We start from the raw sequence: 14,719 nt of genomic DNA on the forward strand, positions 1-14,719 counted from the left end.
AACGCCGTAGCGCCGATGGTAGTGTGGGGTCTCCCCATGTGAGAGTAGGGAACTGCCAGGCATCAATTAGAAGAACCCCGTACCGAAAGGTGCGGGGTTTTTTGCTTTTGTTTTTCCCCCTCCTTGAAACTTTCTCACCTTACGCTTGCAGGCTCGACATTATGCCCGTTTCTGGGTATCGTTAGCTATCTGGATGTCTAAACGTTTATACGTATGTTGTGAGGATATTAAGTTATGCCGATTCGGGTGCAGGACGAGCTACCAGCCGTCAATTTCTTGCGTGAAGAAAATGTCTTCGTCATGACGGCTTCGCGTGCGACAGGTCAGGAAATTCGCCCGCTGAAGGTGCTTATTCTCAATCTGATGCCAAAAAAGATCGAAACGGAGAACCAGTTCCTGCGTCTGCTGTCGAATTCTCCGCTGCAGGTCGATATACAGCTGCTGAGGATCGATGCCCGTGAGTCGCGTAACACGCCTTCTGAGCATCTGAACAACTTCTACTGTAACTTCGATGACATTCAGGGTGAAAACTTCGACGGACTGATTGTGACCGGTGCGCCGCTCGGTCTGGTTGAATTTAACGATGTCGCCTACTGGCCACAGATCAAACAGGTCCTGGAGTGGGCAAAAGATCACGTCACGTCCACATTGTTTGTCTGTTGGGCGGTACAAGCCGCACTGAATATTCTTTATGGCATCCCCAAGCAAACCCGCACTGAAAAACTCTCCGGCGTATATGAACACCACATTCTTCATCCACATGCGTTGCTGACGCGTGGTTTCGATGACTCTTTCCTGGCCCCACATTCTCGCTACGCCGATTTCCCGGCCCAGCTGATTCGTGATTACACCGATCTGGAGATCCTGGCCGAAACGGAAGATGGAGATGCTTATCTGTTTGCCAGTAAGGATAAACGCATTGCCTTTGTGACCGGACATCCTGAATACGATCCGCATACTCTCGCGTCAGAGTATTTCCGTGATGTCGAAGCGGGTCTTAATCCGGAAGTACCGTACAACTATTTCCCAAAAGACGATCCGCAAAACAAACCGAGAGCAACCTGGCGCAGCCACGGGAATTTGCTTTTTACTAACTGGCTCAACTATTACGTCTATCAGATAACGCCATACGATCTGCGTCACATGAATCCGACGCTGGAGTAATCTTCTGCACTAAACGATCCTAAAGCGTTTCAGCTATTCAAATCAGGCACCTTCGGGTGCCTTTTTTATTTCCGAAATCTCACTCATCATTCAATCAAACTTTAATCTCAGTAAAATCAATAAATTAATTGCAATTAACAATTAAAATGGAAATTGTTTTTGATTTTGGAAAAAATATAGATAGTCTTAATTCTGCTGAGCGAAAACTACCCAACGATCTTTCGTTCGCATCGGGGGCGTGATTTTGGATCTTTGATGAGGAGCAGAGTAATGACTCAACAGGCAACGACGGTCGATGAACTGGCCTTTACCCAGCCGTATGGCGAGCAAGAACAGCAAGTTTTGACGGCGGAAGCGGTAGAATTTCTGACTGAACTGGTGACCCGCTTTACGCCGCAGCGTAATAAGCTGCTGGCGGCACGCATTCATCAGCAGCAGGAGATTGACGATGGCAAGTTGCCTGGCTTCATTTCGGAAACCGCTTCCATTCGCCGTGGCGAGTGGAAAATCCGCGGCATCCCTGATGATTTACAGGATCGTCGCGTTGAGATCACCGGTCCGGTAGAGCGCAAAATGGTGATCAACGCCATGAACGCCAACGTTAAAGTCTTTATGGCGGATTTTGAGGACTCACTGGCACCAGACTGGAACAAAGTTATCGACGGGCAGATCAACCTGCGCGACGCCGTGAACGGCACCATCAGCTATACCAACGAAGCCGGTAAAATTTATCAACTCAAACCGAATCCGGCGGTGCTGATCTGCCGCGTTCGCGGTCTGCACCTGCCTGAAAAACATGTCACCTGGCGTGGGGAAGCCATTCCGGGCAGCCTGTTTGATTTCGCACTCTATTTCTTCCACAACTACAAGAACCTGCTGGCAAAAGGTAGCGGCCCCTATTTCTATCTGCCAAAAACACAGTCCTGGCAGGAGGCGGCCTGGTGGAATGAAGTGTTTAGCTACGCGGAAGACCGTTTTGACCTGCCGCGCGGCACCATCAAGGCCACGCTGCTGATTGAAACGCTGCCTGCGGTATTCCAGATGCATGAAATCCTGCATGCGCTGCGCGATCATATTGTCGGCCTGAACTGCGGACGCTGGGACTACATCTTCAGCTACATCAAAACCCTGAAAAATCACGGCGATCGCGTGCTGCCGGATCGTCAGGTGGTCACCATGGATAAACCTTTCCTGAGCGCCTACTCGCGTCTGTTGATTAAAACTTGCCACAAGCGCGGTGCCTTTGCGATGGGCGGCATGGCGGCATTCATTCCGAGCAAAGATGCAGAACGCAATAACCAGGTGCTCAACAAGGTGAAAGCCGACAAAGAGCTTGAGGCCCTTAACGGCCACGACGGCACGTGGATTGCTCACCCTGGTCTGGCCGATACGGCGATGGAGGTCTTTAACCGCGTGCTTGGTGACAATAAAAACCAGTTGTTTGTTACGCGTGAAGACGATGCACCCATCGCAGAAGAACAGCTGCTGGCACCGTGTACGGGTGAGCGTACGGAGGAGGGCATGCGTGCGAATATCCGCGTCGCGGTCCAGTACATCGAAGCGTGGATCTCCGGCAACGGCTGCGTACCTATCTACGGCCTGATGGAAGATGCCGCGACGGCGGAGATCTCTCGCACCTCCATCTGGCAGTGGATCCATCATCAAAAAACGCTCAGCAACGGCAAGCCGGTGACTAAATCCCTGTTCCGCCAGATGCTGGCCGAAGAGATGCGGGTGATCCAGGACGAGCTGGGCGAGCACCGCTTCAGCAGCGGACGTTTTGACGACGCTGCGCGCCTGATGGAGCAAATCACCACCTCAGATGACTTAATCGACTTCCTGACCCTGCCGGGCTACCGCTTCCTGGCGTAACTCACCACATAACAATATGGAGCATCTGCACATGAAAACCCGTACCCAACAAATCGAAGAGTTAAAGAAAGAGTGGACTCAACCGCGCTGGGAAGGCATCCGCCGTCCGTATAGCGCAGAGGAAGTGGTGAAATTACGCGGCTCGGTCAACCCGGAGTGCACGCTGGCACAGAACGGTGCGGCGAAAATGTGGAAGCTTCTGCACGGTGGCTCCAAAAAGGGCTACATCAACAGCCTCGGCGCGCTGACCGGCGGTCAGGCGCTGCAGCAGGCGAAGGCGGGCATTGAAGCTATTTATCTCTCCGGCTGGCAGGTCGCGGCGGACGCTAACCTGGCCTCCAGCATGTACCCGGATCAGTCGCTCTACCCGGCTAACTCCGTGCCGTCGGTGGTGGATCGGATCAACAACACCTTCCGCCGTGCGGATCAGATCCAGTGGGCCGCCGGTATCGAACCAAACGATCCGCGCTTTACGGATTACTTCCTGCCGATCGTCGCAGATGCAGAAGCGGGCTTCGGCGGCGTGCTGAACGCCTTCGAGCTGATGAAATCGATGATTGAGGCCGGTGCAGCGGCCGTTCACTTCGAAGACCAGCTGGCGTCAGTGAAGAAATGCGGACACATGGGCGGTAAGGTGCTCGTTCCTACACAGGAAGCCGTGCAGAAGCTGGTTGCGGCGCGTCTGGCTGCAGACGTGCTCGGCGTGCCGACGCTGGTGATTGCCCGTACCGATGCGGACGCGGCGGACCTGATCACCTCTGACTGCGACCCGTACGACAGCGAGTTCATCACCGGCGAGCGTACCAGTGAAGGCTTCTACCGTACCCATGCCGGCATTGAACAGGCGATCAGCCGTGGCCTGGCGTACGCGCCTTACGCGGACCTGGTCTGGTGTGAAACCTCAACGCCGGATCTGGCGCTGGCAAAACGCTTTGCCGACGCCATCCACGCCAAATACCCGGGCAAGCTGCTGGCCTACAACTGCTCGCCGTCCTTCAACTGGCAGAAAAAGCTGGATGACAAAACCATCGCCAGCTTCCAGCAGCAGCTGTCCGACATGGGCTACAAATACCAGTTCATTACCCTGGCTGGCATCCACAGCATGTGGTTCAACATGTTCGACCTGGCGCACGCCTACGCGCAGGGTGAGGGCATGAAGCACTACGTTGAGAAGGTGCAGCAGCCGGAGTTTGCCGCGGGTAAAGACGGCTACACCTTCGTGTCTCACCAGCAGGAGGTGGGAACCGGTTACTTTGATAATGTGACCACGATTATTCAGGGCGGCACCTCCTCCGTCACCGCCTTAACGGGCTCCACGGAAGAAGCACAGTTCTAATCTTTTCCCCCCTCCCCCTCTGGGGAGAGGGGGGGTGAGGGGAATATATGTCGCGTGGACTGGAATTGCTGATTGCCCAAACCATTTTGCAGGGCTTTGATGCCCAGTATGGTCGTTTTCTTGAAGTGACATCCGGCGCGCAGCAGCGCTTTGAACATGCAGACTGGCATGCGGTTCAGCAGGCCATGAAGCAGCGTATTCATCTCTACGACCACCACGTGGGTCTGGTAGTGGAGCAGCTGCGCTGTATTACCGACGGGAAAAGTCCGGATGCGGAATTTTTACTGCGCGTCAAAGAGCATTACACCCATTTGTTACCCGATTACCCGCGCTTCGAGATTGCGGAGAGCTTTTTCAACTCCGTCTATTGCCGGTTATTTGACCACCGCTCATTATCTCCTGAGCGGTTATTTATCTTCAGCTCTCAGCCCGAGCGACGCTTTCGAACCATTCCGCGTCCGCTGGCGAAAGATTTCTTTCCCGAGCGCGGGTGGGAAAAGCTCCTGCACCGCGTCTTAACGGATTTGCCGTTGCGTTTGCCCTGGGAAAATAAAACCCGGGATATCGGTTATATCCACGCGCATCTCAACGAAACCTTCGGCGCGGAGGTGCTCAGCCGCAGCCATTTGCAGGTTGCCAACGAGCTTTTCTACCGCAATAAAGCCGCCTGGCTGGTGGGCAAACTGGTTACGCCAACCGCTATTGTGCCGTTTCTGCTGCCGATTCACCGTACCGACGACGGGGAACTGTTTGTCGATACCTGCCTGACCACCGGCGCCGAGGCCAGCATCGTATTTGGCTTCGCCCGCTCCTATTTCATGGTGTACGCCCCGCTGCCTGCCGCTCTGGTGGAGTGGCTGCGCGAGATCCTGCCGGGCAAAACCACCGCCGAGCTGTATATGGCGATTGGCTGCCAGAAGCACGCCAAAACGGAAAGCTACCGGGAGTACCTGCGTTATGTCACTGCGGCCGACGAGCAGTTTATCGAAGCGCCAGGCATTCGCGGTATGGTGATGCTGGTCTTTACGCTGCCGGGTTTCGACCGGGTCTTTAAGGTGATTAAAGACAGATTCGCGCCGCAGAAGGAGATGAGCGCTGCGCACGTCCGCGCCTGCTATCAGCTGGTTAAAGAGCACGATCGCGTCGGGCGGATGGCGGATACCCAGGAATTCGAAAACTTTGTGCTGGATAAACGGCAGATCGACCCGGCGCTCATGGCGCTGTTAATGCAGGAAGTGCCAGCAAAAATCACCGATCTTGGTGACAAAATCGTGATCAGCCATCTCTACATCGAACGCCGCATGGTACCGCTGAATATCTGGCTTGAGCAGTCTGACGGTCAGGCCTTACGTGACGCCATTGAAGAATACGGCAACGCGATTCGCCAGCTTGCCGCCGCCAATATTTTTCCCGGCGACATGCTGTTTAAAAACTTTGGCGTCACCCGTCACGGGCGGGTGGTGTTCTACGATTACGACGAAATTTGCTACATGACCGAGGTGAATTTCCGCGATATCCCACAGCCCCGCTACCCGGAAGATGAACTGTCCGGTGAGCCGTGGTATAGCGTCTCGCCGGGGGACGTGTTTCCGGAGGAGTTTCGCCACTGGCTGTGCGCCGACCCGCGCATCGGGCCGCTATTCGAAGAGATGCATGAGGATCTTTTCCGCGCCAGCTACTGGCGCGGACTGCAAAAGCGGATCAAAAATGGGCACGTGGAAGATGTGTACGCTTACCGCCGCAAGCAGCGGTTTTGCATCAGATTTTCTCCCTCTCCCGCAGGGTGAGGTCATCATGTTTTCTCCCTCTCCCTGTGGGAGAGGGCCGGGGTGAGGGCATCAGGCCGCTCTCAACCTTAACGGATCCCACCATACGCCAGTGTCACCTCTTTCGCCGCCTTAATCACCAGCGCACCCAACTCGGTCACGCGGTCGTCGGTCATGCGTGAAATGGGGCCGGAGATGGAAATGGCGGCAAACGGCTCTCGGTGCTCGTCAAAAATACAGGATGCCAGGCAGCGCAGGCCCAGCGCATGCTCCTCATCATCAAACGAGTATCCGCGCTTGCGGGTCAGGGCCAGATCTTCTTTCAGATGCACGGGCGAGACCAGCGTGGCGTGGGTATAGGCGTGCAGACCTTTACGGTGCAGCAGCCCCGTCACCTGCTCCTCGCTCAGCTGCGAGAGAAACGCTTTCCCCGCCCCGGAGGCGTGCATCGGCAGCTTGCCGCCAATCGGTGCGGACATGCGCATCAGCTGCGTGCACTGCACCTGGTCGATGATAATCGCCTGATGGTCGCTCTGGTCCAGCACCGCCAGGTTGACCGTCTCGCCGGAGTCTTCCATCAGCTTGCGCAGAATCGGGTGCACAATCGCCAGCAGGTTGCGGCTCTGCAGGAAGCTGCTGCCGACGATAAACGCATGCGCGCCCACCGCCCAGTGCCCCAGTTCGCCCACCTGACGGACAAAGCCCAGCTGCTGCATGGTGGTTAGCAGGCGGTGCGTCGTGGAGTTCGGCAGGCCAGCCTGCTGGGCCAACTCGGTCAGGGCCACGCTGCCGTGCGACTCGGCTATCCACTCCAGCAGCTTCAAACCGCGCGTGAGCGATTGAACCTGTCCGCCGGGTTGCGCAGCGGTGGTGGCTGCAGGCTTTCTGCCGCGTTTGGCGGGAACGGTCGTGACCATGACGATCTCCTTTTTCTGTATCGTGGAAATCATTTTCGTTTTATTTGGTGATTTTGCAACCGCTTTCATGACTGATCGGAGGAGTGATGGTGAACATGTCTCATGTTACCGCTGTGTGACTTTTCCACCCTGCGAGATTGTGCCAGTATGGAACCCAGCCTTTTGGCCTTGTTGAGCGTTGTCGGGAGCAAGTGTGAGCAGCAAAGTAGAGCAACTGCGTGCGCAGTTAAATGAACGAATTCTGGTGCTGGACGGCGGCATGGGCACCATGATCCAGGGCTATCGTCTCAGTGAAGACGATTTCCGCGGCGAACGCTTTGCCGACTGGCCCTGCGACCTGAAAGGGAACAACGACCTGCTGGTGCTTAGCAAGCCGTCCGTTATTAAGGATATCCACAACGCCTACTTCGAGGCGGGTGCGGATATCGTTGAGACCAACACCTTCAACTCGACAACCATCGCCATGGCGGATTACCAGATGGAATCCCTGTCGGCGGAGATCAACTTTGAAGCCGCAAAGCTTGCGCGCGCCTGCGCCGACGAGTGGACGGCCCGCACGCCGGACAAACCGCGCTACGTTGCCGGGGTGCTTGGCCCGACGAACCGCACCGCGTCGATTTCACCGGACGTCAACGACCCGGCGTTTCGTAATATCACCTTTGACCAGCTGGTAGCCGCCTACCGTGAATCGACCAAAGCGCTGGTGGAAGGCGGTTCCGACCTGATCCTGATTGAAACCGTATTCGACACTCTCAACGCCAAAGCTGCGATTTACGCGGTGAAAGAGGAGTTCGAGGCGCTGGGCGTTGACCTGCCGATCATGATTTCCGGCACCATTACCGACGCTTCTGGCCGTACACTGTCCGGCCAGACAACCGAAGCGTTTTATAACTCCCTGCGCCACGCCGAAGCGCTCTCCTTTGGCCTCAACTGTGCGCTGGGGCCGGACGAACTGCGCCAGTACGTGCAGGAGCTTTCCCGTATCGCGGAATGCTACGTCACCGCCCACCCGAACGCCGGTCTGCCGAACGCGTTCGGTGAATACGATCTCGATGCCGACACCATGGCGGCGCAAATCCGCGAGTGGGCTGAGTCTGGCTTCCTGAACATCGTCGGCGGCTGCTGCGGCACCACGCCGGAGCACATCGCCGCCATGAGCAGCACCGTGGCCGGGCTGCCACCGCGCAAGCTGCCCGAGCTTCCGGTTGCCTGTCGCCTTTCCGGCCTTGAGCCGTTGACCATCGGCGACGACAGCCTGTTTGTGAACGTGGGTGAGCGTACTAACGTTACCGGTTCTGCAAAGTTCAAGCGCCTGATCAAAGAAGAGAAGTACAGCGAAGCGCTGGACGTTGCCCGCCAGCAGGTGGAAAGCGGCGCGCAGATTATCGATATCAACATGGACGAGGGGATGCTCGACGCCGAAGCGGCGATGGTGCGTTTCCTCAACCTGATTGCCGGTGAGCCGGACATTGCCCGCGTGCCGATCATGATTGACTCTTCCAAATGGGAAGTCATTGAAAAAGGGCTGAAGTGCATCCAGGGCAAAGGCATCGTTAACTCCATCTCGATGAAGGAGGGGGTTGATATCTTTATCCACCACGCGAAGATGGTTCGCCGCTACGGTGCCGCCGTGGTGGTGATGGCCTTCGACGAAGTGGGCCAGGCGGATACCCGCGAGCGCAAAATCGAGATATGCCGCCGCGCGTACAAGATTTTGACCGAAGAGGTGGGCTTCCCGCCGGAAGATATCATCTTTGACCCGAATATCTTCGCCGTCGCGACCGGGATTGAAGAGCACAACAACTACGCCCAGGACTTTATCGGGGCGTGTGAAGACATCAAGCGCGAACTGCCGCATGCGCTGATCTCCGGCGGCGTGTCGAACGTGTCGTTCTCGTTCCGCGGCAACGACCCGGTGCGTGAAGCGATCCACGCCGTGTTCCTCTACTACGCCATCCGCAACGGAATGGACATGGGGATCGTCAACGCCGGGCAGCTGGCAATTTACGACGACCTCCCTGCTGAGCTGCGCGATGCCGTCGAGGACGTGATCCTTAATCGCCGTGACGACGCCACCGAGCGCATGCTGGACCTGGCGGAGAAATACCGCGGCAGCAAATCGGATGAGGCGGCAAACGTTCAGCAGGCCGAGTGGCGTTCCTGGGACGTGAAAAAGCGTCTGGAATACTCGCTGGTTAAAGGCATTACCGAATTTATTGAACTCGACACTGAAGAAGCACGTCAGCAGGCCGCCCGTCCCATCGAAGTGATCGAAGGCCCGCTGATGGACGGCATGAACGTGGTCGGCGATCTGTTCGGTGAGGGCAAAATGTTCCTGCCGCAGGTGGTGAAATCCGCCCGCGTGATGAAGCAGGCGGTGGCGTATCTTGAGCCCTACATCGAAGCCAGCAAAGAGAAAGGCTCCAGCAACGGCAAGATGGTGATTGCCACCGTGAAGGGCGACGTGCACGACATTGGCAAGAATATCGTCGGCGTAGTGCTGCAGTGTAATAACTACGAAATTATCGACCTCGGCGTGATGGTCCCGGCGGACAAAATCCTCAAGACCGCGCGCGAGGTGAATGCTGACCTGATTGGCCTTTCCGGGCTGATTACCCCGTCCCTGGACGAGATGGTCAACGTGGCGAAAGAGATGGAGCGTCAGGGCTTTACCATCCCGCTGCTGATTGGCGGAGCGACCACCTCGAAAGCGCACACGGCGGTGAAAATCGAGCAGAACTACAGCGGCCCGACGGTCTACGTGCAGAACGCCTCGCGCACCGTGGGCGTGGTCTCCGCGCTGCTCTCCGACACCCAGCGCGACGATTTTGTGGCGCGCACCCGCAAAGAGTACGAAACCGTTCGCATCCAGCACGGCCGTAAGAAGCCGCGCACCCCGCCTGTTTCACTTCAGGCGGCGCGCGACAACGATCTGGCGTTTGACTGGTCCAGCTATACGCCGCCGGTCGCACACCGTCTGGGCGTGCAGGACGTAACGGCAAGCATTGAGACGCTGCGCAACTACATTGACTGGACGCCGTTCTTTATGACCTGGTCGCTGGCGGGCAAATATCCGCGCATCCTGGAGGATGAGGTAGTAGGAGAGGAGGCGAAGCGTCTGTTTAAAGATGCCAACGACATGCTCGACACGCTGAGCGCAGAGAAAACCCTCAACCCGCGCGGCGTGGTGGGTCTGTTCCCGGCGAACCGCGTGGGCGACGACGTGGAAATTTACCGCGATGAAACCCGCACCCACGTGCTGGCGGTCAGCCGCCATCTGCGCCAGCAAACCGAAAAAGTGGGCTTTGCCAACTACTGCCTGGCCGATTTCGTCGCACCTAAGTTAAGTGGTAAAGCCGATTATATCGGCGCCTTTGCGGTAACCGGTGGTCTGGAAGAAGACGCGCTGGCGGATGCGTTCGAAGCGAAGCACGATGATTACAACAAAATCATGGTGAAAGCGATCGCTGACCGGCTGGCGGAAGCCTTCGCCGAGTACCTCCACGAGCGCGTGCGTAAGGTGCACTGGGGCTACGCGGCCAATGAAAACCTCAGCAACGAGGAACTGATCCGCGAAAATTACCAGGGTATTCGCCCGGCGCCGGGCTATCCGGCCTGCCCGGAACACACTGAAAAGGGCACCATCTGGAAACTGCTGGACGTGGAAACCCATACCGGCATGAAGCTCACCGAGTCGTTCGCCATGTGGCCGGGCGCGTCTGTTTCCGGCTGGTATTTCAGCCATCCGGACAGCAAGTACTTTGCCGTGGCGCAGCTGCAGCGGGATCAGATCGAAGATTATGCCCTGCGCAAAGGCATGAGCGTGTCTGAAGTGGAACGCTGGCTGGCACCGAATCTGGGCTACGACGCCGACTAAAATCACTTTTCCTTACAACAAACAGGGCGCTCATGGGGCGCCCTGTCTCTTTCTTACGTTTAAACCCTTATACTCAAATAAGGTTCTAACCCTATTGCCCGGTGGCGCTGCGCTTACCGGGCCTACGCGTAGCCGCCATTCGGCAAGGCAACGCGCAGCGAACCTCAGGAAAATAGATAACGATAAGGAGGAAAACCTTCCGTGTTGACGTTGTTACACCTGCTCTCTGCAGTCGCACTGCTCGTATGGGGTACCCATATCGTCCGTACCGGCGTGATGCGCGTGTTCGGCGCGCGATTACGTACCGTCCTCAGCAGCAGCGTTGAGAAGAAGCCGCTCGCGTTCTGCGCGGGCATCGGCGTTACGGCGCTGGTGCAAAGCAGCAACGCCACCACCATGCTCGTCACCTCGTTTGTGGCGCAGGATCTGGTCGCGCTCGCCCCGGCGCTGGTGATCGTTCTGGGAGCCGACGTCGGTACCGCGCTGATGGCGCGTGTTCTGACCTTCGATCTCTCCTGGCTGTCGCCGCTGCTGATTTTCCTCGGCGTGATCTTCTTCCTTGGCCGTAAGCAGACGCGTGCCGGACAGCTTGGCCGCGTGGGGATTGGCCTCGGGTTGATCCTGCTGGCGCTGGAGCTGATTGTTCAGGCGGTTACCCCTATCACCGAGGCCAACGGCGTGCAGGTCATCTTCGCCTCGCTGACCGGGGATATCATGCTGGATGCACTGATCGGTGCGGTGTTTGCTATCGTCAGCTACTCCAGCCTGGCGGCAGTTCTGCTGACGGCCACGCTCACCGCTGCAGGCGCGATCTCCTTCCCGGTGGCGCTGTGTCTGGTGATCGGGGCCAACCTCGGCTCCGGCCTGCTGGCGATGCTCAATAACAGCGCTGCCAATGCCGCCGCCCGCCGCGTGGCGCTGGGCAGCCTGCTGTTTAAGCTTGTGGGCAGCCTGATTATTCTGCCGTTCGTTCACCCGCTGGCGAACCTGATGGACAACCTCCCGCTGCCGAAGGCGGAGCTGGTGATCTACTTCCACGTCTTCTACAACCTGGTGCGCTGTCTGGCGATGGTGCCGTTCGCTGCGCCGATGGCCCGCTTCTGCGAGCGCCTCATCCGCGATGAACCAGAGCTGGATGCGCGCCTCAAACCGAAGCATCTGGACACCTCGGTGCTGGATACCCCGGCGCTGGCTATCGCCAATGCCGCCCGTGAAACGCTGCGCATGGGCGATGCGATGGAGACCATGCTCGAAGGGCTGCAGAAGGTGATGCACGGCGAGCCGCGCGAAGAGAAAGAGCTGCGCAGGCTGGCAGACGACATCAACGTGCTGTACACCGCCATCAAGCTCTATCTGGCGCGCCTCCCGCAGGACGAACTGGCGGAAGAGGAGTCCCGACGCTGGGCGGAAATTATCGAGATGTCGCTCAACCTTGAGCAGGCGTCGGATATCGTTGAACGTATGGGCAGCGAGATCGCCGACAAATCCCTGGCCGCGCGTCGAGCGTTCTCGGGCGAAGGGCTGAAGGAGCTGGAAGCGCTGCACGAACAGCTGGTCAGCAACCTGAAGCTGGCGATGTCGGTCTTCTTCTCAAGCGATGTACCGAGCGCGCGCCGCCTGCGCCGCAACAAGCACCGTTTCCGCATTCTGAACCGCCGCTACTCGCACGCTCACGTCGAGCGTCTGCACCAGCAGAACGTGCAGAGTATCGAAACCAGCTCCCTGCACCTGGGGCTGCTGGGGGATATGAAGCGTCTCAACTCGTTGTTCTGCGCGGTGGCGTACAGCGTGATGGAGCAACCGGATGAAGATGACGAGCGGGATGAGTATTAATCCCCGGTGGGTTTGATTGTTAACCCAAGACCCAATGCTTTCATGACCGCCAGCGTGGTCTTAAGCGTTGGGTTCCCCTTATCACTGAATGAACGATAAAGCTGCTCTCGTGATAAGCCAGTTTGCTGTGAAATGGTCGACATTCCTTTCGCTCGCGCGATGACGCCCAGAGTTTTAGCAATATACGCTGAGTCCCCCGTTTCTAATGCATCAGCCATAAACACGGCTATTTCCTCGTCATCCACCAGCGCGTTGGCTGGATCGTAGGGTGTTAATTTATGCATGCTCATTCACTCCTGCCATTGGGATACATTGCTCAGCATTTTTTCCATAAGTATGTCTCTGGCCTGGCTGCTTTTGTCACCACCACATAACAGCACGATGATGCAATTGCCCTGGTCTTTAAAATAGATTCTGTAGCCTGGGCCAAAGTGGATTCTCAGCTCACTTATACCTTCGCCCACGGGTTTAACGTCGCCCGCCAGGCCATTTGCCAACCGAAAGAGGCGAGAAGCGATAATGGTCTTCGCACGCCGATCTTTTAAGTTTTGCTCCCAGCGTCGGAAGGATTCTGTCTGAACGATCTCCTTCATATTACTCCCTGTGATTTATAAACTACAAATGCTTCGACATGGAGAGTAAAACTAAAAGGCTTGAACACATGGGTAAATGACAGGACGCAAAATCCTGAAAGCGTCTCGCAAACTAAAAAACCCGTCTCAGTTACCGTCGGCTAATCTTTTTTTTCGGCCCAAACCTAAGGTATATTTCGCCTTCACAGGAGAAACTATGCTGCCAACTCAATCAACCCGATTAAACAAATACATTAGCGAGAGCGGGATCTGCTCACGTCGCGAGGCTGACCGTTACATTGAACAAGGTAACGTGTTTCTTAACGGCAAACGCGCCACCATCGGCGATCAGGTGGTGCCTGGCGATGTGGTTAAAGTGAATGGTCAGGTCATCGAACCGCGTGATGCTGAAGACCTGGTGTTTATCGCGTTGAATAAACCGGTTGGGATTGTCAGCACCACGGAAGACGGTGAACGGGACAACATCGTTGATTTCGTGAACCACAGCAGCCGTATCTTCCCGATTGGCCGTCTGGATAAAGACTCTCAGGGGCTGATTTTCCTTACCAACCACGGTGACCTGGTCAACAAAATTCTGCGTGCCGGTAACGACCACGAGAAAGAGTACATTGTCACGGTGAACAAGCCGGTGACGGACGAATTTATTCGTGGCATGGGCGCGGGCGTGCCGATCCTCGGTACCGTCACGAAAAAGTGTAAGGTCAAGAAAGAAGCACCGTTCGCGTTCCGCATTACGCTGGTGCAGGGCTTAAACCGTCAGATCCGCCGCATGTGCGAGCACTTCGGCTACGAGGTGACGAAGCTGGAACGCACGCGCATTATGAACGTCAGCCTGTCGGGCATTCCGCTCGGTGAGTGGCGTGATTTAACCGGAGACGAGCTGATCGAGCTGTTCAAGCTTATCGAGAACTCATCCTCCGAAGCGAAGCCGAAAGCTAAAGCGAAACCGAAAACGCAGGCCATTAAGCGCCCGGTGGTGAAGGCGCCGCAGGCGGAAGAGAAAGGTCGAGGCAAACCGGCCAACGGAAAACGCTTTGTCCAGCCTGGCCGCAAAAAGAAAGGGCGCTAATTAGCGCCGTCCACGGGTAGAGGTAGTGGCCGACCAGGAAAAGGTCGTTTCAGTATCCGGCTTATAAGCCTGCTGCTTTTTCAGTTTGCGGGCTTTTTTCGCCTCGGTGTCGCGTTGCGCCATCAGTTTATCGATGTACTCTTTCTTAACCTGATTGGTTTCGGCGTTCGTTAGCGTGCGGCCATGGGCGATGCGGGCGCGGTCGAGAAGCGTTTTAAGTTCGCGCTGCTCGGCTTCCGTCATGTCTTTCTGGGTCAATCGTGGTGTAGCCATTGCTGAAGCCTCCTGAGAG

The 14,719-nt window shown here is 56.7% G+C and carries 11 protein-coding genes; 7 read left to right on the forward strand and 4 right to left on the reverse strand.

The features are described from left to right. Positions 1 to 234: 234 nt before the first annotated feature. The 4 genes from metA to aceK all read left to right on the forward strand — a co-directional run bounded on the left by metA (position 235) and on the right by aceK (position 6,159). The gene (metA, locus tag ACTJJA_RS21635; RefSeq protein ID WP_059312978.1) at positions 235 to 1,164 is read left to right on the forward strand and encodes a homoserine O-acetyltransferase MetA; all 930 of its coding nucleotides are present in this window, start codon (positions 235 to 237) and stop codon (positions 1,162 to 1,164) included. Positions 1,165 to 1,434: 270 nt separating this feature from the next. Beyond that, positions 1,435 to 3,036, forward strand: a complete 1,602-nt coding sequence (gene aceB, locus ACTJJA_RS21640; protein WP_440669183.1) for a malate synthase A — start codon at positions 1,435 to 1,437, stop codon at positions 3,034 to 3,036. Positions 3,037 to 3,067: 31 nt separating this feature from the next. Continuing rightward, entirely contained in the window at positions 3,068 to 4,372 is a 1,305-nt protein-coding gene (gene aceA / locus ACTJJA_RS21645; RefSeq protein ID WP_089598593.1) for an isocitrate lyase, read from the forward strand. 47 nt (positions 4,373 to 4,419) lie between these two features. Further along, the gene (gene aceK / locus ACTJJA_RS21650; RefSeq protein WP_440669184.1) at positions 4,420 to 6,159 is read left to right on the forward strand and encodes a bifunctional isocitrate dehydrogenase kinase/phosphatase; all 1,740 of its coding nucleotides are present in this window, start codon (positions 4,420 to 4,422) and stop codon (positions 6,157 to 6,159) included. Positions 6,160 to 6,227: 68 nt separating this feature from the next. Here aceK and iclR read toward each other — a convergent pair whose 3' ends face one another. Then, a complete protein-coding gene (gene iclR / locus ACTJJA_RS21655) occupies positions 6,228 to 7,055 on the reverse strand; it encodes a glyoxylate bypass operon transcriptional repressor IclR (RefSeq protein ID WP_074136400.1) in 828 nt (275 codons plus the stop codon). Between the two features lie 193 nt (positions 7,056 to 7,248). Between iclR and metH the strand changes: the two genes are divergently transcribed. Then, complete coding sequence (gene metH / locus ACTJJA_RS21660) at positions 7,249 to 10,932, forward strand: methionine synthase (RefSeq protein ID WP_440669185.1); 3,684 nt, start codon at positions 7,249 to 7,251, stop codon at positions 10,930 to 10,932. Between the two features lie 201 nt (positions 10,933 to 11,133). Beyond that, positions 11,134 to 12,765 carry a Na/Pi cotransporter family protein gene (locus ACTJJA_RS21665; protein WP_042715616.1) on the forward strand — a complete coding sequence of 544 codons (1,632 nt, stop codon included), beginning with the start codon at positions 11,134 to 11,136 and terminating at the stop codon, positions 12,763 to 12,765. Here the strand turns inward: ACTJJA_RS21665 and ACTJJA_RS21670 are convergent. After that, a complete protein-coding gene (locus tag ACTJJA_RS21670) occupies positions 12,762 to 13,049 on the reverse strand; it encodes an addiction module antidote protein (protein ID WP_042715630.1) in 288 nt (95 codons plus the stop codon). The genes ACTJJA_RS21665 and ACTJJA_RS21670 overlap by 4 nt on opposite strands. 6 nt (positions 13,050 to 13,055) lie before the next feature. Beyond that, positions 13,056 to 13,358, reverse strand: coding sequence for a type II toxin-antitoxin system RelE/ParE family toxin (locus ACTJJA_RS21675; protein ID WP_440669186.1), 303 nt, complete (start codon positions 13,356 to 13,358; stop codon positions 13,056 to 13,058). A 196-nt stretch (positions 13,359 to 13,554) separates the two neighbouring features. Between ACTJJA_RS21675 and rluF the strand changes: the two genes are divergently transcribed. Next, a complete protein-coding gene (rluF, locus tag ACTJJA_RS21680; RefSeq protein WP_420985705.1) occupies positions 13,555 to 14,427 on the forward strand; it encodes a 23S rRNA pseudouridine(2604) synthase RluF in 873 nt (290 codons plus the stop codon). On the opposite strand, the gene ACTJJA_RS21685 is transcribed toward rluF, so the two are convergent. Next, entirely contained in the window at positions 14,428 to 14,700 is a 273-nt protein-coding gene (locus ACTJJA_RS21685; protein WP_440669187.1) for a DUF3811 domain-containing protein, read from the reverse strand. Between the last annotated feature and the right edge of the window lie 19 nt (positions 14,701 to 14,719).

Origin of the sequence: Enterobacter sp. 22452 (assembly GCF_052045065.1) — a bacterium.
Taxonomy (GTDB): domain Bacteria; phylum Pseudomonadota; class Gammaproteobacteria; order Enterobacterales; family Enterobacteriaceae; genus Enterobacter; species Enterobacter mori.

Excerpts from the sequence above, each read along its gene's own strand:
- metA (WP_059312978.1), top strand. The coding sequence starts at position 235 with ATGCCGATTCGGGTGCAGGACGAGCTACCAGCCGTCAATTTCTTGCGT.
- aceB (WP_440669183.1), top strand. The coding sequence starts at position 1,435 with ATGACTCAACAGGCAACGACGGTCGATGAACTGGCCTTTACCCAGCCG.
- aceA (WP_089598593.1), top strand. The coding sequence starts at position 3,068 with ATGAAAACCCGTACCCAACAAATCGAAGAGTTAAAGAAAGAGTGGACT.
- aceK (WP_440669184.1), top strand. The coding sequence starts at position 4,420 with ATGTCGCGTGGACTGGAATTGCTGATTGCCCAAACCATTTTGCAGGGC.
- iclR (WP_074136400.1), bottom strand. The coding sequence starts at position 7,055 with ATGGTCACGACCGTTCCCGCCAAACGCGGCAGAAAGCCTGCAGCCACC.
- ACTJJA_RS21670 (WP_042715630.1), bottom strand. The coding sequence starts at position 13,049 with ATGCATAAATTAACACCCTACGATCCAGCCAACGCGCTGGTGGATGAC.
- ACTJJA_RS21675 (WP_440669186.1), bottom strand. The coding sequence starts at position 13,358 with ATGAAGGAGATCGTTCAGACAGAATCCTTCCGACGCTGGGAGCAAAAC.
- rluF (WP_420985705.1), top strand. The coding sequence starts at position 13,555 with ATGCTGCCAACTCAATCAACCCGATTAAACAAATACATTAGCGAGAGC.
- ACTJJA_RS21685 (WP_440669187.1), bottom strand. The coding sequence starts at position 14,700 with ATGGCTACACCACGATTGACCCAGAAAGACATGACGGAAGCCGAGCAG.